General features: G+C 55.1%; 20 protein-coding genes. 9 read left to right on the top strand and 11 right to left on the bottom strand.

What is annotated here, in order from left to right; translation table 11 throughout:
* Positions 1-77 precede the first annotated feature (77 nt).
* A complete protein-coding gene (locus BMY29_RS01320; RefSeq protein ID WP_049990324.1) occupies positions 78-566 on the bottom strand; it encodes a hypothetical protein in 489 nt (162 codons plus the stop codon).
* Positions 559-1,092, bottom strand: a complete 534-nt coding sequence (locus BMY29_RS01315; RefSeq protein WP_049990323.1) for an OB-like fold-containing membrane protein — start codon at positions 1,090-1,092, stop codon at positions 559-561. The genes BMY29_RS01320 and BMY29_RS01315 overlap by 8 nt, the downstream gene beginning before the upstream one ends.
* 222 nt (positions 1,093-1,314) lie before the next feature.
* On the opposite strand from BMY29_RS01315, the gene BMY29_RS01310 reads away from it, so the two are divergent.
* The 4 genes from BMY29_RS01310 (at position 1,315) to BMY29_RS01295 (ending at position 5,169) form a co-directional block, all read left to right on the top strand.
* Positions 1,315-1,824, top strand: coding sequence for a hypothetical protein (locus BMY29_RS01310; RefSeq protein WP_049990322.1), 510 nt, complete (start codon positions 1,315-1,317; stop codon positions 1,822-1,824).
* Positions 1,821-3,800 (top strand): hypothetical protein, encoded by a 1,980-nt coding sequence (locus BMY29_RS01305; protein WP_049990321.1) that lies wholly within the window; start codon positions 1,821-1,823, stop codon positions 3,798-3,800. The genes BMY29_RS01310 and BMY29_RS01305 overlap by 4 nt, the downstream gene beginning before the upstream one ends.
* Positions 3,801-4,081: 281 nt before the next feature.
* Positions 4,082-4,750, top strand: coding sequence for a helix-turn-helix domain-containing protein (locus BMY29_RS01300; RefSeq protein WP_049990320.1), 669 nt, complete (start codon positions 4,082-4,084; stop codon positions 4,748-4,750).
* Positions 4,751-4,809: 59 nt separating this feature from the next.
* Positions 4,810-5,169 carry a DUF7344 domain-containing protein gene (locus tag BMY29_RS01295; RefSeq protein ID WP_049990392.1) on the top strand — a complete coding sequence of 120 codons (360 nt, stop codon included), beginning with the start codon at positions 4,810-4,812 and terminating at the stop codon, positions 5,167-5,169.
* A 147-nt stretch (positions 5,170-5,316) separates the two neighbouring features.
* Here BMY29_RS01295 and BMY29_RS01290 read toward each other — a convergent pair whose 3' ends face one another.
* Positions 5,317-5,736: a VanZ family protein gene (locus tag BMY29_RS01290; RefSeq protein ID WP_049990319.1), complete on the bottom strand. Its 420-nt coding sequence runs from the start codon at positions 5,734-5,736 to the stop codon at positions 5,317-5,319.
* Positions 5,737-5,886: 150 nt separating this feature from the next.
* A complete protein-coding gene (locus BMY29_RS01285) occupies positions 5,887-6,873 on the bottom strand; it encodes a GDP-mannose 4,6-dehydratase (RefSeq protein WP_049990391.1) in 987 nt (328 codons plus the stop codon).
* A gap of 161 nt (positions 6,874-7,034) precedes the next feature.
* Between BMY29_RS01285 and BMY29_RS01280 the strand changes: the two genes are divergently transcribed.
* Genes BMY29_RS01280 through BMY29_RS01270 form a run of 3 tightly spaced genes read left to right on the top strand, consistent with a single transcriptional unit; the run spans position 7,035 to position 10,569 of the window.
* A complete protein-coding gene (locus BMY29_RS01280) occupies positions 7,035-8,522 on the top strand; it encodes a sugar transferase (RefSeq protein ID WP_049990318.1) in 1,488 nt (495 codons plus the stop codon).
* Positions 8,519-9,481 (top strand): NAD-dependent epimerase/dehydratase family protein, encoded by a 963-nt coding sequence (locus BMY29_RS01275; RefSeq protein ID WP_074854603.1) that lies wholly within the window; start codon positions 8,519-8,521, stop codon positions 9,479-9,481. Before BMY29_RS01280 ends, BMY29_RS01275 begins: the two co-directional genes overlap by 4 nt.
* A complete protein-coding gene (locus tag BMY29_RS01270) occupies positions 9,478-10,569 on the top strand; it encodes a glycosyltransferase family 4 protein (protein ID WP_049990317.1) in 1,092 nt (363 codons plus the stop codon). Before BMY29_RS01275 ends, BMY29_RS01270 begins: the two co-directional genes overlap by 4 nt.
* On the opposite strand, the gene BMY29_RS01265 is transcribed toward BMY29_RS01270, so the two are convergent.
* A complete protein-coding gene (locus BMY29_RS01265) occupies positions 10,563-12,026 on the bottom strand; it encodes a sulfatase family protein (protein ID WP_049990316.1) in 1,464 nt (487 codons plus the stop codon). The genes BMY29_RS01270 and BMY29_RS01265 overlap by 7 nt on opposite strands.
* A 185-nt stretch (positions 12,027-12,211) precedes the next feature.
* Here BMY29_RS01265 and BMY29_RS20475 point away from each other — a divergent pair, with 185 nt between their 5' ends.
* On the top strand, positions 12,212-13,363 hold the full coding sequence (locus tag BMY29_RS20475; protein WP_143067639.1) for a hypothetical protein: 1,152 nt from the start codon (positions 12,212-12,214) through the stop codon (positions 13,361-13,363).
* Here BMY29_RS20475 and BMY29_RS01260 read toward each other — a convergent pair.
* The 5 genes from BMY29_RS01260 to BMY29_RS01240 all read right to left on the bottom strand — a co-directional run bounded on the left by BMY29_RS01260 (position 13,355) and on the right by BMY29_RS01240 (position 19,438).
* Positions 13,355-14,449 carry a glycosyltransferase gene (locus tag BMY29_RS01260; protein WP_074854602.1) on the bottom strand — a complete coding sequence of 365 codons (1,095 nt, stop codon included), beginning with the start codon at positions 14,447-14,449 and terminating at the stop codon, positions 13,355-13,357. The two genes, BMY29_RS20475 and BMY29_RS01260, sit on opposite strands and share 9 nt — an antisense overlap.
* Positions 14,450-14,555: 106 nt before the next feature.
* Entirely contained in the window at positions 14,556-15,494 is a 939-nt protein-coding gene (locus BMY29_RS01255) for an alkaline phosphatase family protein (RefSeq protein ID WP_049990315.1), read from the bottom strand.
* A gap of 82 nt (positions 15,495-15,576) precedes the next feature.
* The gene (locus tag BMY29_RS01250) at positions 15,577-16,743 is read right to left on the bottom strand and encodes a glycosyltransferase (protein WP_160290101.1); all 1,167 of its coding nucleotides are present in this window, start codon (positions 16,741-16,743) and stop codon (positions 15,577-15,579) included.
* A gap of 428 nt (positions 16,744-17,171) precedes the next feature.
* On the bottom strand, positions 17,172-18,983 hold the full coding sequence (locus tag BMY29_RS01245) for an ABC transporter ATP-binding protein (RefSeq protein WP_049990314.1): 1,812 nt from the start codon (positions 18,981-18,983) through the stop codon (positions 17,172-17,174).
* Positions 18,984-19,129: 146 nt separating this feature from the next.
* Entirely contained in the window at positions 19,130-19,438 is a 309-nt protein-coding gene (locus BMY29_RS01240; protein WP_049990313.1) for a hypothetical protein, read from the bottom strand.
* Between the two features lie 381 nt (positions 19,439-19,819).
* On the opposite strand from BMY29_RS01240, the gene BMY29_RS01235 reads away from it, so the two are divergent.
* Complete coding sequence (locus tag BMY29_RS01235; protein ID WP_244887440.1) at positions 19,820-20,107, top strand: hypothetical protein; 288 nt, start codon at positions 19,820-19,822, stop codon at positions 20,105-20,107.
* Positions 20,108-20,787: 680 nt separating this feature from the next.
* On the opposite strand, the gene BMY29_RS01225 is transcribed toward BMY29_RS01235, so the two are convergent.
* Positions 20,788-21,207, bottom strand: coding sequence for a type IV pilin domain-containing protein (locus BMY29_RS01225; RefSeq protein WP_074854600.1), 420 nt, complete (start codon positions 21,205-21,207; stop codon positions 20,788-20,790).
* Positions 21,208-21,402 lie beyond the last annotated feature (195 nt).

Raw genomic sequence — 21,402 nt, 5'->3', positions numbered from 1 at the left:
GTTCATGGAGGTGAGAGTCGGTTCCGGCACTATAGGTATTGTCATGTCATCGTTTTCTGTGGTTCCGGCATCGGGCCTTACCGCGTTCGAATCGCATACCGGTCGATTGCGAGTACGATCGCCGTGATCGAGACCGCGACCGCGAGGACCGTCGGATCCGACGAGACGTACAGGTTCGGCGTCGGGTGACGGACCCAGGTAAGCGGGTACAGCCAGGCGCCGGCGGCGCCGTCCGCGTAGACCTTGACCCCGTCGACGAAGAGGTGCGAGGCCGCGCCCGCACCCAGGGCGGCGAACGTCCGCCGATGGCGATCGGCGACGACCATCGCGCCGATCCCGGCGAGGACGACGGTCCCGCCGAGCGTCGACAGCGCGTCGATATCGAACGGCACGCCGAGGATCGCTTCGAGGGTCCCGTTCGCGACGACCAGGCTGACGCGATTGAGATCCGGGAGGACCGCACCGACCGCGACGACGGCCACCCAGCGATCCGGGATCGGCCGGTACCAGGCCGCGATCGTACAGCCCGCGTACGCGAGGAGGACGTGCGAGAGGAGGTCAGCCATCGCGGTCTCCTCCTGGTTCTGCGGTCGTAGCGTCGGCGGCTCGTGGCTCGAAGGCGAGTTTGCGGACGTTCACGCGCCAGTGGCGGAGGAAGACGCCCGCCGCGAGCGCCAGGCCGATAACTGATGTCCCGAGTTTGAACGCGGTCGCCGACGGGTCGCGGTTCACCACGACAAGGCGGTCTGCCTGCAGTTCCGTCTCGGACTCGAGCACCCCGTAGGCCTGAACGACGCCGCCTGGTTCGACATCGATGCGATCACCGACGCCGCGGACCGTGAACTCGGCCGCGACCTCGTCGCTGTCGTCCGGGACGCGGATGGTAATCGTCTCCGCGCCGGCGTCGATGGCTCGGACCTCGCCGAACAGGAGCACGCGCTCGCCGACGTACGGTTCGGGCCCCCGCTCCTGGAGTTGATCGCCGGTCGGATGGGGCCAGTTGTCGTCGTAGGTCGCGCCGTAGTGAACGCAGAGCCCGCCGAGGACGGCGAGGAAGACGACGACGGCTGCGAGCCTGGCCGCGGGACGCATTCGTCTCCGTACTGACGGCTCCCTTACTTGATAGTTCCGTTTCCGGCGTTCGCTACCCGGGATTCGGACCATCCACCCCGGTCCGACCGTCCCGCTCACGGCCGGTACTGCGGCGTGAGACGGAACGCGAGTGACCGCCGTGTGACGCCGCCCGGCGAGAGCTAAGCGCTGTCGTATCACACCAGTATACTTATTCCGGTCACTTCGAGATAGGAAACCAGAATGATCGGACATCGGGTCGTGTCGCTCGTCGTCGTCGGCGTCGTTACCGCGACGGTGCTCGCCTCCGGCCCCTTCGTACCCGTGGATTTTACGTCCTACGACCGGCCCTGTGAGGGCGGTGCGCTCTCCAGCCAGGGGAGTGCGACGATCGAGCCGGCGTCGATCCCCGAATCGGCGACCCTCACGCGGTCGGCGTTCGGCGCGGAGGTGTGGAAACTGGACGCGCCCGATGCGGAACTGCGAGCGAGCGACGTCCGGGGATGCGTGCGGCTCTCCTACGAGCTCTCAATCGACGCGCTCGGAATCTCCTCGATGTCCACGACGACGGTGAGCGACGACTCGCCCGAGCGGCATCGGCTGTCCATCCCGAAAACCACTCTGGAGCCGGACCGAGTCAGCGAGGAGCGGTACGATGCGGAGGTTCGCCTGGTCTATCACGGCGTAGAGAACGGGACCGCCGTCGAGCGAGCGGTGGTCGACCGATCCATCACGGTGGAGGTGACGGAATGAGCACCCGATCGCGGTACCGCAGCGTTCTCGACGAGCGTTCGGAGCGAGTGACCGCCGTCGCCCATCGTCTCGGCCGCCTGGTGTTCGGAGACTACCGCGGCGTCTTCGTCTTTCTCCTCTCGTGTAGCGCGGCGATGGTGCTCTGGCGGACGACGTTCTCGATCAACGACAACCTGACCATCGCCAACGGGCTGGCCGCGCTGAGCGACGGGCACCTCAACGTCGCCACGCCGACGTACGGCGAGACGCTCAGGACGCCAGGCATGGCCGAGTACGACGGCAACGCGTTCCCGCGGAACTTCGCGCACATCGTCGTCGCGCTCCCGATCCTCTGGGTACTGGACGGCGTCGCCGCGGTCGCGGACGTTCGCGTCGCGCTCGCGGCGCTGTGGTGTCTCTCAGTGTTCGCTACGATCAGCGTCGGCGGACGCCTGGTCGCCCGTCACGAAACGGCCCACCTCGTCGGCGGTGTCGTCGCGCTCGGCAGCTTCATCGCCAGCGTGGCGGTGGCGACGCCGTTTCCTCTCACACACCTCGCGTACCTCGCCCTTCAGCTCGCGACGATGCTCGCGGCCGCCGGCTGCGCGCTCGTCCTCTATCGGCTGCTCGCACGCGTTCACTCGTCCGACGTCGGGTTCGCGGCTGGCATCGCTGCCGGGGTCGCATCACCGGCGCTGCTCTGGGCGACGATTCCGAAACGGCACGTTCTTACCGCCCTGTTCGCGCTGCTCACGCTGTTTTTCCTCTACCGGAGCCGAGAGACCGACCGCGTGTCGACGTACCGGCGATACAGGGCCGTCGCCTACGTTCCGGTGGGCCTCACCGCGTGGCTAAACGCGTCCGAAGGGCTCGTTCTGCTCGGAGCGCTCGCCGCCGCCGATTTCGCCACCGCTCGGGAAAACGGCGTCCGAACGCTCGCGACGGTTGCGGCGGGGTTTTTCGTCTCGCTGCTCCCGTTTTTCCTGACGAACTACTTGCTCTCCGGCGACCCGTTCACGCCGCCGCGAATGCTCGACCGCTACGGTGCCGACGCGATCGGGACGCCGGTGTCGGAAGATATGGCTGCGACGAACGGCGGGTCGGAGTCCGGCGGCGGAGGGGGCAGTACCGGCGGCGGAGCGGAGTCCGGAGGGGGAGCGGACAGTACCGGCGGCGGAGGGGGCAGTACCGATTCTGACGGCGGCATTCTCGAGGGCCTCGTGAGCGGAGTCGCGAAGCCGCTGATCGGCACCATCGACAGGGCGCTGCTCTTCACGGAGTTTCTCTCTCACGGGCTCGAGGCGGTCCGCCAGGAGCCGGGCCGACTGTACCACACGTTCGTTCGGAGCGGCTACCTCGAGTTTCCCTCGCGCGGGGCAACCGGACTTGCGATCAACGTCGCCTTCTCGGAGGCGCTTCCGATCGCGGGCGCGCTGATCGCCGCCCCCGTCCTCGCGGTCCGTACGCTGGTCGCCACGGTCTCTGAATCCGCGTCGCCGGACCTTCGATCCCGTCCGGTCCGTGCCGCCGACATCTTCGTCACCGTCTATGCGGCCCTGCTCACGCTCCTGTACATCTACCGGCTCCCGCTTCACGCAATGCTCACCGTTCGGTACGTGTATCCACTTTTCCCGCTGGCCGTCTACGCCGTCGCCCGTCTCCCGTGGGTGCGTGCGACTGTGGCCGCCCGACCGCTGTGGCTCGGATTCTCTTATGTGGGAAGCGTTCTCGTCGGCGGCCAACTCGTCCTCGTCGCCGTCGTAATGGGGAACTACACTGCTGACGAGACGATCCAGGGGCTCGCGCTCCTCGGGCTCGTCGTCGCGACGGCGACCGGGCTGTGGAGTCTCGCCGCGGCGGCCGACCGCACGAACACGTCCGTCGGTGCTGTTTTGGTAGGCCTGGGGAGCGGACTCGCCACGATTCTCGCGGTCGCGTTCGCGGTCGCGTTTTTCGGTCCGACCGCCGAGTTCGTCCTTCCGCTGGTCCCGGTGTAGCTTGACGAGGGAACGATTCGGCCCGACTCGCGCCTTCGTTGTCGGGTCGCGGGCCGCGAGCGCTCCGACCCCGTCTCTCAGACGGACTGCTGTAAGTCATTTCCGGAGCAACCGCGACCGTCCTGTGGTTGCTCCGGTAAATCGTTACAGCAGACCGTATCAGTCCTTCAAAACGGGTCGGCTCCGAAGCCCGAATTCGGATCCACCTTTCTGAATGCTCTGTTTGTCTCTTGCATATGTCCATACGAAGCATTTACGGACAGAACACAACGTTTCGGTCAATGGCTACTGAAGCGACGTTTACGGTTCCGTCCGAACGGTTCCCTTTGGGGAGCATATTCGAACAACTGCCGGGAGTGACGGTTGAACTAGAACGAATTATTCCGGGACAGGACACGGTCGTTCCCTACTTCTGGGTTCGGGGAACGGAAGTTGACGATATTGAGAGTGTATTTTCCGATCATCCGGGAGTAGTGGGGATACACCTCGTCGATTCTGTTGAAGATCAGTATCTGTTACGTGTAAAATGGTCAGTGGAGTACGACGGTGTTTTGAGCACGTTGGCGGAGACCGAAGTCCCACTCATTCAGGCGGAAGGCACGAACCAGCAGTGGACGTTCGATATTCGTGGAGACGACCAACAGGACATCGCAGCCTTTCAGCAACGCTGTCGCGAATTAGATATCCCGATCACCCTGACGCAACTTCACGCACTCACGCTGATTGAGTCGGATACCGAGGCAGCGTTGACCGATACACAACAAGAGGCGTTGGTGCTCGCCTACAATCACGGCTACTTCAACTCCCCTCGTGACGTGACGATGGAAGAACTCGGTGACGAACTCGGAATCACACAGCAGGCGGTTGCGTCTCGACTCCGGCGCGGGATCAAACACATCATCGGTACGTCGCTTTCTGAAGTACAGGCTCCAACCTGCTATACGACTTAAAAAGGTCTTGGATACTAAAAAGGCAGCCTGAACGGTGCAGATCGTCTATGAGAGACATAATGGTTGGGTCCTCTACCGAGTTCGACACGGTTCTCGAACTCTGTCAAGATCAGCATCGTCGCATCATCCTTGCGGTACTCGCATACGAGAAGCGGTCGTTGACGGTGAACGATCTCAGGCAGACGATTATCGAGCATAATCATCACAAGCCCATTACAGAGATTCCCGAAGAAGAAACGACGCAGATTCGGCTCTCACTGATTCATACACACATCCCAAAGTTAGAAGCGTTCTCGCTTGTCGACTACGATCAGGAACGTCAAGTGGTGGAACCAACGATCCAGTTCGACCAGTTAGAGCCCCAGCTGTCGGTCATCCTCGACGCTGATCCCGGTCTTGAACCACCAATTGCGTTGTGAACTTGTTTAGTTCTCTTTGAAGGGAGTACTTTTCAGGAGTATTTCGAATGTGAGATTCGGCCAGTACCAGACGTGCTGACCGAATCGGGCGTTTCAGTTTCACATCTCTATCCTGAATAAAACAACCGTGTTACAAACTACCGCTAATCACTCGGACCCGGACAGGACGAGCGCGATACCGGCCCCGACGGCGTTACTCGCGGCGTCGGCCAGCGAGGCGACGCGGCCAGGCCGGAACAGTTGGCCGATCTCCAGTAGCGTGCCGTAGCCGACCGTGATGCCGAGTATCAGGAGCCCCGTCCGCCACGGAGACGTGCCACGATCCGCGAGGGCTCGCCGAAGCGCGAGCGCCAGGCTCGCGTAGGCGAGTCCGTGTCGCCGGTCGAGCCACGACAGGTCGAGTCCGCTCGCGACCGTCGCGCTCGTGATCGCGTCCGCGCCAGGCGGCGTCGCAAATACGATCGACGGCGGCGGCGCGACGATCGACCAGTAGCAGATGAGAGCGGCTACGAGGACGGGCAGCGTCCACCGACGAACCGCCGGTGACAGGGGGAGCCGAAGCGACACTGGCCCCGCGTACACGCTCGTCCGGAATAGTAAGGTGGCGGCTGCACTGCGGACAGGAATCGATTACTCGGGCGGTTTCGTGTTTTCGCCTCGAACGGGAGGCGGTGCGATTCCGAGTGAGCGGTCCGCCGGCCGTCTGCCCATCGGTAGTTACGAGGAGCGGACGAGCGGGTCGTACCACTCCCGGTTGTCGCGGTACCAGGCGATGAACTTCGAGACGCCCTCGCGAATGTCGACGGTGGGCTCGTAGCCGAGCACGTCGTTCGCTTTCGAGATATCGGCGTGGGTGTGTTCGGCGTCGCCCTCGCGGGGGTCGCCGTACTCGATTTCGAGCGAGGGATCGATCTCGTCGCGGACGACCTCTGCGAGCGTGCGAATGTCGATGTTGTCCGTCGACCCGACATTGAGGATCTCGCCGTCGGCGCTGTCGTCCGTCAGGAGTTGTTCGTTGACCCCGACGATGTCGTCAATGTAGGTGAAGTCGCGGGTCTGCGTGCCGTCGCCGTAGATCACCGGCGGTTCGCCGTGGAGGCATCTGGAGACGAAGTTCGTCATCGCCATGTTCGGGCGCATCCGCGGGCCGTAGACGGTGAAGTACCGTAGCGCGACGGTCGGGAGGCCGTAGATCTCGTTGTAGACGCGCGCGTACTGCTCACTGGCGAGCTTCGAGACGCCGTAGGGCGAGACCGGGTTCGTCGGATGGGCCTCGTCATAGGGCAGGTACTCCGGCTTGCCGTACACCGAGGAGGACGAGGCGAGGACGACTCGTTTGAGGTCGTGGTCTCGGGCAGCCTCGAGGAGGTTCATCGTCCCGTCGACGTTGTACTCGTTGACTTTCTGCGGCTGCTCGACGCTCTTCCGGACGCCCGCCTGGGCCGCCTGGTGGTAGACGACGTCCGCGTCCGCGACCAGGTCGTCGACGAGCGGTTCGTCGGTGATCGAACCCTCGACGAGGTCGTAGGTTGCACCGGACTCGTCCGCGGCCGTTCGCGCGGCCTCGACGTTGCGCTCCTTGATGCCGAGATCGTAGTAGGGTTCGAAATTGTCCAGAACCGTGACGTCGTGGCCGCGCCGCGCGACGGCTTCCGCGATGTGACCGCCGATGAAACCGCCGCCGCCGGTAACGAGAACGTTCATCGAGTGGGAAGGAATCACGGTCGTTACAAAAACGATACGCATCGCGATCGGGTTTCGGACGCCCGTCGATCCGCGATCGGCCACAATTCCTAAATATCGGCATGTCGGCGCACTAGTTCTTTCAAAGACTATATGTAAGTGCAGCCCCCTCGCGTTACCAGATGCTTACCGGCTGGCGGTATCGGCTGACGAGCGCAACCGGGACGGCGTGTTTCGTCGTCGGTGCAGTTCTCGTCGCCAACCATTCGATCTCTCAATCTGCGTTCACGACGATCGTTCCCCTCTTCGACCGACTGGATCCGGCCGTTCTCGGCGGCTCGTCGCTGCGGTGGGCCCTGGTGCTGAGCGTCCTCGCGATTGCGGGGGCGGCCTGGCCGCTGTACAAGCCCCGACCCCGCCGGATCCTCGATACGGTCTTTCTCGTCCAGAAGCGGGTCCTCGTCGGCGGACTGGTGTTAGCGACGTTCGGCTACTTCAAGTGGTCGCACAGACTGCCGCGGGCGACGCTCGTCATGGCCGTCGGGCTGTTGGCGATTTCGCTTCCCGCCTGGTTTCTCCTGATCCGCGCGCGGCCGACCGACTCCGACGGGCGGACGCTGATCGTCGGCGACGACCTCGCGCAGATCGAGCGCGTGGCGCCCGCCGTGGACGCGCCCGTGATCGGCTACCTCTGTCCGACAGTTACCCAGCCTTCGGCGATGCCAGTCGCGGAGGGGGCGTCCGAAGAAGCGATCGCCGACGGCGGTATCGAACTCCGTCACGACGATTCCGAGTTTACGGGCGGCTCGAAGCAGTCGGACGTGCTCGACGCGATGGCTCGTCTCGGCGGCCTCTCCCGGCTGGAGGACGTGCTGGTGGCGTACGATATCGACACCGTCGTGCTGGCGTTTCGCCAGGCCGACCGCGCCGAGTTCTTCGGCGCGCTGGACGCGTGTCACGAGCACGGCGTCGACGCGAAGGTCCACCGCAAGTACGCAGATAGCGTCCTGGTGTCGGAGGGTGACGTGGGCGAGCTGGTGGACGTGGATCTCGAGCCCTGGGATCCGCTGGATCATCTGTTCAAGCGGATCTTCGACGTGGTGTTCGCGGGTGTTGGCTTGATCGCGCTGTCTCCCCTACTCTTTGCGATTTCCGCGGCGATCAAACTCGATGACGGCGGGTCGTTCCTGTATCGGCAGGAGCGGACCGCCGTGTTCGGCGAATCGTTTCCGGTGTACAAGTTCCGGAGTATGATCGAGAACGCGGAGTCGGAAACCGGGGCGACGATCAGCGAGGAGGACGCGGGCGGTGTCGATCCTCGCGTGACACGCGTCGGGCGCATGTTGCGGAGGACGCACCTCGACGAGATTCCACAATTGTGGTCGATCCTCGCCGGCGATATGAGCGTCGTCGGACCCCGTCCGGAACGCCCGGTGCTGGACTCGGAAATCCAAAGTGACGGGATCGACTGGGAGAAACGCTGGTTCGTCAAACCCGGCCTGACCGGCCTGGCGCAGATCAACGACGTGACCGGCCACGAACCGGCGAAGAAACTCCGGTACGATCTCGAGTACGTCCGCCGCCAGTCGTTCTGGTTCGACGTGAAGATCGTCATTCGGCAAATCTGGAAAGTCTTATCCGATGTCAGGGAGTTCGCTTCCGACGAATGAGTTCTCAGGCTGATCTGCCGTCGATTTCCGGCATCCGGATTCTCGTCACCGGAGGAGCCGGATTTATCGGGAGTAACATCGCCAGTGCACTCGTCGACGAGAACGAGGTGCGAGTGCTCGATAATCTCTCGAGCGGCTCCCGATCGAACGTGCCGGCCGACGCGACGTTCATCGAGGGCGATATCAGGGACGACGAGGCGCTCGATCGAGCGACTGCGGACGTCGATCTTATCTTTCACCAGGCGGCGTTGATTAGCGTCGAGGAGTCGGTTCGGAATCCCGAGCGGACTCACGATATCAACGTCACCGGAACGGTGAAGCTGCTCGAACGCGCACGCGAGGAATCCGCCCGATTCGTGTTCGCCTCGAGTGCGGCCGTGTACGGGCATCCGGAGTCGGTACCGATCGCCGAGGACGCGCCGACCGAGCCGACGTCACCGTACGGACTCTCGAAGCTCGCCGCCGAACGGTACGTCCGGCTGTATGCGGAGTTGTACGATCTCTCGGCAGTCGCACTTCGGTACTTCAACGCGTACGGTTCAGGGCAGTTGGACAGCGATTACAGCGCCGTCATCAGCGTCTTCGTCGACCAGGCGACGAACGCCGAGCCGATTACAGTCGACGGGGACGGGTCGCAGACGCGCGACTTCGTTCATATTACGGACATCGTGCAGGCGAACCTGTTAGCAGCGCGGTCCGAGGAGACGGGGGTGTTCAACGTCGGCACCGGCGAGAGCGTCTCCATTCTCGACCTCGCAGAAATCGTTCGCGACGTTACAGATTCCGAATCGGAAATCACCCACACGGAGGCTCGGTCCGGAGACATCGACCGAAGTCGAGCCAGCATTTCTACGATCGAATCGAGCCTCGGGTTCGAGCCGTCGGTTTCGCTCAAGAACGGATTGGAAACGGTCGTTCAGTCCACCGCATCGGAATCCTCGCTCGACAGTTCACAATGAGAATTCTCCGCGTCGCACAGACGGTGTATCCCGACGTCAAGGGCGGCGGAGCGTACCACGTTCACGCGATGAGCCGCGATCAGGCGGCGATGGGTCACGACGTGACCGTTCTGACTGTCCGGCGAGATTCAGAACTCCCGCACGTGGAAGAACGCGACGGATACACCGTCGTTCGATACGACCCCGCGGTTACCGTCCTCGGAAACGAGATCAGTCCCGGTCTGGCTCGGTACCTAGCCGACGCCGAAGACTTCGACGTGATTCACGCGCACTCGCATCTCTACTTTTCGACGAACCTGGCGGCACTGAAACGGTTCGTCGGGGACATTCCGCTCGCCATCACGAATCATGGTCTGTATTCGCAGAACGCACCCGAGTGGGTATTCGACTGGTACCTGCGGACACTCGGCCGGTGGACGTTCAACCAGGCGGACGTCGTGTTCTGTTACACGAAAACGGACAAACGGCGAGTGCAGGAGTTCGGCGTCTCGAGTCGAATCGAAGTCGTCTCAAATGGGATTGACACGGAGCGGTTCACGCCCGATGGGTCAGAGAGCGAGTTGATCGATAACGACGGACCGGTAGTACTATTCGTAGGACGCTTAGTAAAGGGGAAACGTCCCGCTGCTGCGATCGAGGCCCTACAACGGATTCAGCAGGGGCATCCAACAGCGCAACTCTATCTGTGTGGAGAGGGACCGTTGCGCGACAATCTCGAACGCCGCGCTGCTGAACTTGATATTTCCGAATCGGTTCACTTCCTCGGTCATCTCTCGTATGACGAGATGCCGACCGTGTACCGGAGCAGTGACGTACTCGTGTTACCGAGCCGGGCGGAAGGCGTACCACGGACAGTACTCGAGGCGATTAGCTCCGGTCTTCCAGTCATCTGTTCGCAACTCGATCAGTTACAGGAACTCGTTGCAGGACGCGGTACGTTAGTCGATATAGATGCAGGTGAATCGATCGCGCAGTCCGTCTCTAACTGGTTAGCTTCCGGTCAAGATATTGCGACGCTCGAGGACGAATATACGTGGCAAACGACCGTCGAGCGGACGACCGATCGTCTCCGATCGATTGCCTATTGAAGATAACCGAGATCTTCAAGTCGATCCTTCGTTTCCTCACGCATCGAGACGTCACCATCGGCGTCAGCGTGTTCGAACGACTGGAGCCAGGTGTCGAGCTCCTCCTCGAGTTCGCTCGCTTTTTCTGGTTCTGTATCGATGAGGTTCTCGGTTTCTCCCGGGTCCTCGGCGACGTGATACAATTCCTCGGAGCCGTCCGAGCCGCGGATATACTTCCACTCTGTCGATCGAATCGCCCTCAGTGAGCGGTCGTATTTGTAGACCTCCTCAGGGAGATCGCCGACCCGTTTTTCGAGAGCGTCCATCGACGGTTGCGGTGCCATGTACTCGGCGAAGGTGTACTCTCGTGGCTCCGTATCGGCGTCGGGATGGAAGGATCGACCTTGGGCCTGCTCGCGAAACTCCGGTGCTTCGATACCGGTAGCATCAAAGAGCGTTGGCGCAATATCGGTGAGTTGGACAGGATCATCGATTTCCTGGCCGCCAGTGAACGGTTCACCGTGAACGATCAACGGCACGTGGAGGAGTGTGTCATAGAGGCAGTACTGGTGATCCATCAACTCATAGTCGCCGATGTTCTCTCCGTGGTCGCCCATGACGACAAATATCGTATCATCCCAGTCACCGGATTCCTCGAGTAAGCATCGGAGTTCACCGATCCGTTCATCAAGGTAAGCGACCTCAGCACGGTAAAGTGCTTGAAGTATCTCGAAGTCATGATCTGACATTTCGACGTTACCGGCGATGTAATCCCATGCATTCTGGTTAACTTCCATCGCTTCCGTGTAACTTGTGTCGTCGGGGAGGAACCGCTCTGCATACGCACGTGAGGGGCGATACTCAAGGTGGGGTTCGAGATAGTTGATAAAAAGGAAGAACGGTTGATCGGTATTACGTCCAGTCAGCCACTCAGAGATCCATTCGTTCGTTCGTTTTGCTCCGTCGTCCTGACGTTTTCTGAAAAACTGACCGTAGACAGCATTCGCAGTGTTTACCAGCGGGTTGCCATCCAGAAGCCGCTTACCCACCTCGATATATTTATCTATTCCGTCTTCACGACGGGCGATCTCACCGATGTCGACGTCAGACTGAACGTATTGCCAGTTCTTACGAAACGTTTCGAAGCCACGATCGAAACCGAATTCCTCACTAATCCATGTGTTATTCGAGACTGCGACGGTTTCGTAACCCATATTCGAGAGAATTTTTGGAAGAGTTTTCAACTCAGTTCCCAGTTGCTTATTTCCTGCGTGGGTTCCTGTTCGAGAAGGGGTACAGCTGGTAAACAGCGATGCATGAGAGGGAAGAGTCCACGGGGCAGATGTAATACACGTAGAGAAAGTTGTGCTTTGATTTGAGAGTTGATTGATTTCTTGGGCCGCTTCCTGATCGTTAGAGACAACGTCCCAACAAGCGGTATCCATCACGACGAGAACAATATTCGGAAGCCCGGTCATAGGAAGTTGACACACACCCTTGATGTGTTCAACGATCATCAGGATATAAAATCACGTTGGTATCATCCCTGAAGACCGCCCGTAGTGTTTGTATAAAATGGTATTTGTAGTATCAAATTCCCCAGCACCAAGCGAGAAGATTGATCCGCAAAGATTATACTTCAAAGCACAATCAATTCATGTTAATGACAGAACAGACAAGACAATCGTTCGTCCGGAGAATGTTTAACGGCTTTAATTCGGTTTATTCTGTACCTATTCTAGCTTTTATACTAGCTCTAGTCGTACGGCTAGCCGCTATTCCTGTATCACTCATTCAGCTTAACCCGTACGCTACATCGGATGCAATCGGATTCGCGAATGCTGCAAGTCTAATCGCACAGCGGACAAGAGCGGGACAGTCACCCTTCAGTCTGTCTGATTATTCGTTAACCTATGAAATCTGGGGTTCATTCCTATCGCCTTTCTGGCAACTTCCGGGACCAAGCGAAATTTACGCCCACGTATTCGTCGCTGTTCTCGGTTCAATTGCAGTGTACAACGTCGCCGTAATTGCCCAGCACTATCACTCACCACAGGCGGGGTTGTTCGCTGGACTTCCTCTCTCTTTTTATCCGACGATCGTCATGACGCACGCTGCCCTTGTGAGGGAAGCAGCAGTACTCTTCGGCATTACGTCCGCCGCGCGGTTTCTTTTAGCAGCACCACCGCAATTGGAGGACCGATACACAGGTACACTCGTGCTCACCTGTTTGGGATTTGCAACTGTTTTGAGACCAGAAAATGCTCCTCTCTACGCTGGTGCAATTGGCGTCGGTCTCTTCTTGTGGATACTCACTTCAGATCTAATCTATAGAATTCCAGTATTATTGACTTCGATCCCTGTTGGAATCTTCTTTGCCGTTCGATATATAAATTCCGCAATGAATTACGTTCTTAGTATCCGTGATAGGAGGGGTCGAGGCAGGACTGCATACCTAATCGACGTACCGATAGAGGAATTTTTGGACTTGATTGCGTTCAGTTGGATCGGCGCGCTCTACTTCCTCTATACGCCGTTTATTTGGATGATCGAACTTCCACGGGATTTCATTGTTGGTACTGAAGCCATCATATCAATTTTCTATACTATTGCTGCTATAGTCGGATTACCACTTGCAGTTCAACGATATCCCATCAGAACAGTTACTCTCGTCATCGCATTCCTCGTTGGTATCGTATTTTATGGGTTTGGGACAGCTAACGTCGGCACTGCAGCGAGGCATCGCCCAATGTTTCTCTGGGTCGTATTTGTCTTTGGAGGCATCAGTATAGCTCACAAACACTGCTCAATTTGATTTTTGGATATCTTGATATAATTCTAAATGCGCCTCACTCGTCTTCTCAATATTAAATTTCTCTAATGCGTTATCGTAGTCCACATCCAGAGAATTATTCATAATTCGAGTGAGAGCATCAGCAAGTTCTTCTGGGTCGTTTGGTGGGACATCTTTGACACCCTGTTTTGCGCTTTGAAGTACTTCTCGAGCGCCAGGTACGTCAGTGGCTACAATCGGTAATCCAGCAGCCATCGCTTCAACAAGCACGATACCAAAACTCTCAATTGTTGAAGCCGACACGAATGTATCGGCCGCAGCGTAGTATGGCCACACTTCCGGTACTCGTCCCGTGACAGTCACACGATCACTAACATCGTATTTATCTGCTAACGTCCGAAGCTTATTTTCATAGGGTCCCCAACCAACAAGGACTAAGTGAATGTCTGAGGCATTCATAATAGAGATCGCACGAATGATATCTGACTGGGATTTCTGTTCTACATAGCGCCCGACACATAAAAATAAATCATGGTGGCGTGGTATGTTAAATCGCTCGCGTACTACTGTCCCATCAGCAGCATCAACGTTAGCAGCGATCTCTGTCACATTGGCCCCATTGTAGATAGTTTGCCACTGTGATTTGAGTTCTTCTTCTTGTCCAATAAATTCTGATTTAACTGCTTGGGAAACCGCAATCGTAACATCGTCAAGTGAACGCGTAATTCGTTCAGTTGTTCGTGTTACTGGATGATAATGATAAGAAAAATTGTGTTGGGTGCTTATAATCGCGCCGTGATCTCCAAGTAACGTGGCAACTCGGCCTAGTGTCTGTGCATAGGGTAGGTGAGTATGAACAATGTCGAATGATTCACGATGGAAGAATCGACCGAGACGCCACATTGCCCGCGGATCGAATTTGAATTCAGCATCAAAATTAACTATACGTGTCCCGGTTTCTTGAAAGTCTTCGATGAGCGTACTATCTCCCTCAATGAATGCAACTGTATACTCGATTTCAGAACTATTATTTTGGCGAATGATGTCGAGCAACAATGTCGGCGCTCCTCCTGGTGCAAGTTGATTGATGAGATAACAAACTTTCATACGTACCAGTGTCCGGAGTGGTATATTAAACTTGAAATATATTCCTATTCACTATTGCTCCTCCCTTTCACTACAAATATGACGATAATTTATTTATATTTATCTTCTATTTATATCCGAGGTGCTGCAATCTTTTATTTATAACCTCCGACTCAATATCATCAATATGTCCCTCACTACTTTCAGCGCGGATCTCTCGCCGCTTCCCACGTTCACATTCTAGCCATGGCACATGAACCACAGGATCGTCGTACAGCCCACGCGGATGCCCGTACTCCCGAATTGGAATTGGGGACGCCCGTTCGCCGACATAGTTTCCGTGATCTGACGTAATAACGGTCTTCCCAGAGATCATATCCAAAAGATTCTCCACGTGCTCCAGAACGTATTCTAGATTTTCAACATAAACGTTCCATAGTTCGTCCCGTGATATATTGAGCTCTCCCATGAACTTCTGTCCCCAAACGTTTTCACCATCTGCAGCATCGTCATCGCTCTTGATAGACGCCAAATGTTTCTTATCGAAAGCTGTGTCTGAGAGAACGAACGGATAGTGCGGTTGCATATAGTGGACGACGATCCGTTTCTGAGGGAACTGTTCATGCGCCTCGATCCCTGCTTCGGTCATTGTATCGGCAAGGACGGTCCCCATTTCGTCATCCCAACCCTCGTCAAGCCACACGTTGATTACCTTGTGAAAATTCACATCCCAGTGCTGGCGATTGCGTTCCAGTTGAGGATTCGAGGTGACGTAGACTGTGTCACGAAGAAGACGGTCATCCGCATTTGCCTGAAGCCACTCAGTTGTCGCCGAGGCTTTCGAAACCCGCGACATGAGAGTACCGTCAAGATTATTTATCGACTTGAACATATCGTATCGACATGCATCGAGAACGACGAGAGTATCCCAGTCTTCGTCGAAGACACTTACACCATCTGTATTTTCAGACCGAAGTCCACCACGTCGATGGTACAGCCTATTTATACCACGGGCAAAGAGTTTCGGATTTTTCAAGGCACGTTTGATCCGTTCGCTAGTTTCCATGGCAGTCAATCTTGTTCAGGCAACAATATATATTTGGATACAGTACAAAAGATAGAGAGCAGCACAGAATTATGGTCATAACTTAATTAATTTCTACCAAATCAAGAGCTTCCGCAACTGCCTCAGCGTGCTGATCCCATGTCTGTTCTTGCGCTGTTTTAAGCGCATGATCACGCATACTCCTACAGACTTCAGGATTCTCACGCAAGTGACGAAGACGATCTGCTAAAGCCTGGGCATCCGCAGCTGGAACAATGAAGCCCTCTTTCCCATCTTTCATGATATCTGGCATACCAGTATGGTCGGTCGTGATTACTGGTACTTCCGCAGCCATCGCTTCGAGTGGTGCCTTTCCAAATCCATCTGAAATCGAGGGAAACACAAATACAGACGCGTTTTGATAATACTCTCGAGGATCTACGAATCCTGGTGTTTGGACATTATCAAAGTCATACTGCGATAAGATCTTACGCATTGTGGATGAAACTCTGCCACAGAGTAGCAAGCGAATGTGATTATCATCGCCCCACTCATTTAGCCGCCATGCCTTAAGGAGATGTGGAATGCCCTTTGCAACGGTAACCGATCCAACATAGAGGACGGTAAAGTGATCGTGGTTTTTTTCAGACCCAGTCGGGTATCTTTCAGGTTTGACCCCTAAGGGTGTGACAGATATTTTACTAGGTTGAATCCCAGATGATAATAATGAGTTTTTAACAAATGTAGATATGGCAAGTATTTGATCGCATTCTTGGAGCGTCTTTTTCCGGAACTTGGATCGTTTGTTTTCTGTTGGAAACTTGGGAGAGCTTATTTCAATCTTCTCAGACTCATTGAGAACCCTTTGATAAAAACTATCTGTATACTCAGTGGTTGCCTTTACAACCGTCTTATTGCCATTTTTATTTCCTTCTCGAAGAGTTCGGATATATCCGGGAGTATGGTGAAGATGAATGCCGCTATTGCTGATTGATTTGGATGCGAAGAAATCAAAAATTCGCTCTGAATAATAACGATTGTTGAAATCCTCCATAAGAAACTGATTGATACCGGTCATCGCTCGTGGTATCGTTCGGCCGAGGGGGATCGGTGTCGTAATAAAATCATTAGGCACTACACGTTTCTCTACACCCCGGCAATATATATGATTGAGAAGATTACGATGTTTTAATCCAATTGATAGCTCAGTCAAATCCTGCCCAGTCTGTGATCCAACATCGCTATATCCAACAACGGAAATTGTTTCCATTGGCTGTAATTGGATAAAGAAAGCGCAAAAGCTATTTCGATTCGTTTTAATTATGGCGTTACCAATGAATATAATATCGTCCAGAAACTTAAGATATCGTGAAAGCTTAAGTGAACTAATAGAGGAGACCACTATCATATATTTAACAACAGAACGCAGTGATCCTTTCAACAGACAGTGATAGGTTCAGGAAATTTTTGGGTATACTTTCACCTCTACTCTAATGATATCCCACTGTATTCTGAAACTCTCCTATGGAACTAAGAATTAACATTTATACCCCTAACCAGTGGGCTATTTTATCCACTTATAAGAATAACCTATATAAGAATATAAATAATATAAAATCTACTTGTAACATCTATCTAATATTTATGGAGTGTTTGTTTTAGATGGTGAAATTACTACTGGGAATGGACAGAAGTTAGCTAATTGGACTGTAGTGAATACAAGTGGGAGTATTTCCCTTGCTCAGAAAGAAGATTCTCGTGAGTACCAGATTTAAGAATCTCTCCCTTGTCCATTGTATAGATTTGATCGGCATTTGTGATAGTAGAGAGTCGATGCGCAATGACGAGCATCGTATAATCTCGATCCATCTCTTCAATACCTTCGTGAACTCTCTTCTCGAGCGACGTATCTAGGTCACTTGTCGCTTCATCTAGGACTAATAGGTCAGCATCTTTTAACAGCGCTCGAGCGATCGCGATTCGCTGGCGCTGACCCCCAGACAACTTAACACCCTGATCACCGAGGATAGTGTCGTAGCCATCGGGAAGTTCGTTAAGAAACTCAGTCACTTGAGCGATCTCACATACTTTTTTAATTTTTTCTTGGGATTCATTGCGATTTCCGATAGTAATGTTTCGTCGAAGAGTATCATTGAATATGTGGGGATCCTGTCTGATGATCGAAACTCGTGATCGCCAATCATAAATGTCAAATTCATCGATCGGGATTCCATCAGCTCGGATCTGACCGCTATCTGGATCATACATCCGGGTAAGGAGCGAGACGATTGTCGACTTGCCTGCCCCGGAGGTACCGACAAACGCGATGAAGTCCCCTCGATCGAAGGAGAAGGAGATGTCACAGAGTACCGTCTCGTCGGCAGTATCGTAATTGAACGAGACATCGTCGAATTCAATAGTGTCGACAGAGATAGGAACCTCCTTGGACGGCTCATTCGGTTCACGGTTTCGCTCAAGTTCGTCGATAAACTTCTGCGTCCGAACGAGGTGTGGAAGTTCTCCTTCTACCCTGTATGCGTGTTTATTCAACGCACTGACCTTGGGACCGAGTTGGAACATCGCGAAGAGGAATATGCCGAGTTCGCCGATCCTCATTGATGCGAAGGTCAATGCCAGATAGATTAACACGAAGACCGAAACTGCCGTTGCAAGTTGATAGGCGTTGCTGATTCCCGACTCATTTCGCTGTAATTTGATCCGGTACCGCTCAAACTTCTCGATACCTTCGACAAATCCGGAGCGAAGTTCGTCAATCATTCCGAACAGTTTTACATCTCTGATTCCCTGTGTACCCGCCTGTGCATTAGACTGAATCTCCTCTTTGGCATCCGCAACTTGGTCCCCAAGCGAGTAACCAGTCTCAAGTACGTACCTGAAAAAGAGCGTCACGGAGCCGAGAAACACGGCAGTAATGAGCGTCAACAAGGGAGAAATATAGAGAGCAATAATGAAATATATTGATGCAAGCAGGCCTTGTTCAATAGTATGAAGAGTATACCTGATTACCCTACCAGCGTACTCAGCCTGCGTAACGATAGCATTGAGAATGTCATCGGATCCTTCCTTATCAAAGTAACCGACACGAGCCTCTAACGCGTTATCGAATGCCTCCTCTTGAAGATGGCGAACGTATTTCGTTTCGATAGCAGCCCGAAACCAGCTAACGAGAAACGATACAGTGTACCGGACGATCATTACCGCTGCAACACCTGCAACGAGATAGCCAAGCGTGAACGGAATTCCTAGTGTCTCATAAACCGTGAGAAACACCGTGAGCAGTCCATCCGCCTCCTCTGCTGAGGCATTCGACTGGGCAACTTCAATGATCGGCATGATGAAACTCAGTCCGAACCCTTCGAAGATCGCGGCGATCACGCTAAGAACGACTACTCCAGTTGCGAACACGGGCTGGAACTGTGCGACGCGGTACAATGCCTGTACTTTCTCACGCCAAGTGAGGTCTACATTAATGTTATCAGTGTCTGGCATAGTAGAATGGGAAATTGCGGTGCTGGTCGTTGATCATCCCTCTCGTAGCCGAGTATAAATCTTCGTCGCTATCGTGAAAGGTTACATGACATCACTATCTCCGTATTCGAGTAGTCAACCTATAGTTTCTAAATTGTGATATTAAATCACCTCTCTTCGAGTTCGAGATCACTTACATCTAAATTACCCTCTAAATATGCAATTCCCTTGTCGGTGATCCTGTAGTATCCGCGGTTTTCGTCAGTTTTCTCGAGCAATGACGCGCGTCCGAGAACGTTCATTCGTCGAGATATCGTATTCTGACTTCGGTCTAGCACCTCAAGTCCCTTGACCAGATTGTACCAGACGGCAGTTGGGGGGAGCGAAATCCGGTGGCCCGCTTCCGTCTCTAATTCTCGTAGGTATTCCAGAATCGCGTCATCAACCTCATTCATCCACGAGACGCGGGCCCGCATACCGCTTGAATCGTCGGTTTCACGATTAACTGCACCGGATCACCTGCTATGTGGGCCAAATAGCTCAAATATGACCCACATATGCTAGAGATATAAGTGAACAGAACATATAGAACTAGATACGGGAGCGACACTGAGCTGATGATCGCGAGTACAGAAAATCAGCGGGCCGGTGCTTGCCCCACCGAACCCGCGGCAGCTCCCGTCTTCACCACGGAAGCCATGTGTGACGATGAGTTACGGGACCTTGAAAATCCCGACCGATCGTATGCATCGAGAGAAAGCCAAACTCGGTTTAACGGCCAACTGCCGGACGCGCCGGCGTCATTATCTAATCAGGCCAGCTCCCTGCAGTCATCGATTGACCAGGCCGACGATCCCGTGGCCATCTACCGCGTGACCCTCGCGCGGATCGATCGCCTGGTCTGCCGACTACTCACCAAACTCGAGCGAGACAACGACCTCGATTCCGAATCGACTAGGCAGTGCAAACGTCACGTGCGCGAGATCAGAGCCGAGGCGGACGCCGCGCGCGTCCTGTTGCCCGTCGATCCGCGCCCGGAGAACGCTGATGTACCGATGGTCGTCGACCGAGGACCCGGAACGACCTCACACCGCGGACCAGAACCAGATGCGTTCGAGCGACGGCGATCAGACGAGAACGACTAGCGGCGACGGAGAGTCGGGCGCGGCGTACGCTCAAGTGCGACCGACTGCCCGATCATGACGTCGTCCTCGGTGATGGCCGCCATCCGAGCGCCAACCGCGTAGCTACCGGCGTAGGGGTCTCTCACTGTTTCCTCGGTTATCGTCCCGACGACCCCGCACCTCAGCCACGCCCTCGAATGCACCGCGTAATTACGTGAAGAGGGCGGTGTCATTGCTGTAATCTAGTGGTAGACTCACTAATACCGCGTCCGGGGCGACACAGTATTTTTCGTGGACTACGCACACAGATCGTTGTGGTCATTCAGCCACTCATCCCTGGCCAGTGCACTGGCCAGGTATCACCATTTCTCGACGATGTTGGCGGTCGGACATTGATACGTGCCTACGAGCAGTAATAGTATTCCGATATCAGAAGAAATTACTATACTTTCTTCCTTATACGATGTCTAGCAAACGCCTGGCCACTTGCTCCGAATCCATTGCAAGGTAGCTATTCTACGCCGTCAGCCCACACTGAGCAGCGCGATCCCGATCGGGATGCCGGCGCACCAGGTGTGCGACTTACATGAAATAATACCCCTAATCACGTCGCCTGTCAGGCTGGGACTTAAGAGCGACTATCTACTACGATGAAAGTAAATGAAGTGATTTGTGACAGAAGAAGGTGGTCAGAGACGTGCTTATGGCTCGTAGTCGTAGGTGGTAATTACGTTCTCACTGCCATCGTACTCCCCGATAACTTGAATTGTAGTCGAGTCTCCAGCAGAGTTACAGTCGACTGTAGCCGTTTCGCCAACACCCTCAAGTGCACTACCACTATTATAATCTGGACTATCACAAGCACCAGACTGGATTTCGAGACTCTCAGCACGATCCATCGAGGTCACTGAAACAGTGACAACATCACTTTCTTCGTCAAAACTGACACCTGCCTGCGCGTTCTGACTCTGGCTGCTCCCCATATCGAGCACGAAAGCGGCGATCACAGCTGCGAGGATGACTGTGATAGCGACCATAAGAATAACCCCGATCACGGGGGAGACTGCCCGTTCATCGTCCGATCCGACTAACTTCCGTTGGACTGCTTTTCCGTCGATCATTTGTTCTCACGCATCGGCGAACAGTGGGAAAGCTTATCTAACGTCTCTATCAATCGATGAGTGCGGTCAGCGGGATGTGGTTACCACATCGTCCCTGCTTTCTCACCGTGTTGTCCGATGCTAATTATCCGAGGGAACCCGCCCCATATATACTTAGTGGATAGTGAAACTCGTTCTTTCTGACAAGGCTTTCAG

Source organism: Natrinema salifodinae (assembly GCF_900110455.1).
Lineage (GTDB): Archaea > Halobacteriota > Halobacteria > Halobacteriales > Natrialbaceae > Natrinema > Natrinema salifodinae.
Note: the sequence above shows the minus strand (reverse complement) of the source record. Positions and strands in the feature narration are given on the sequence as shown.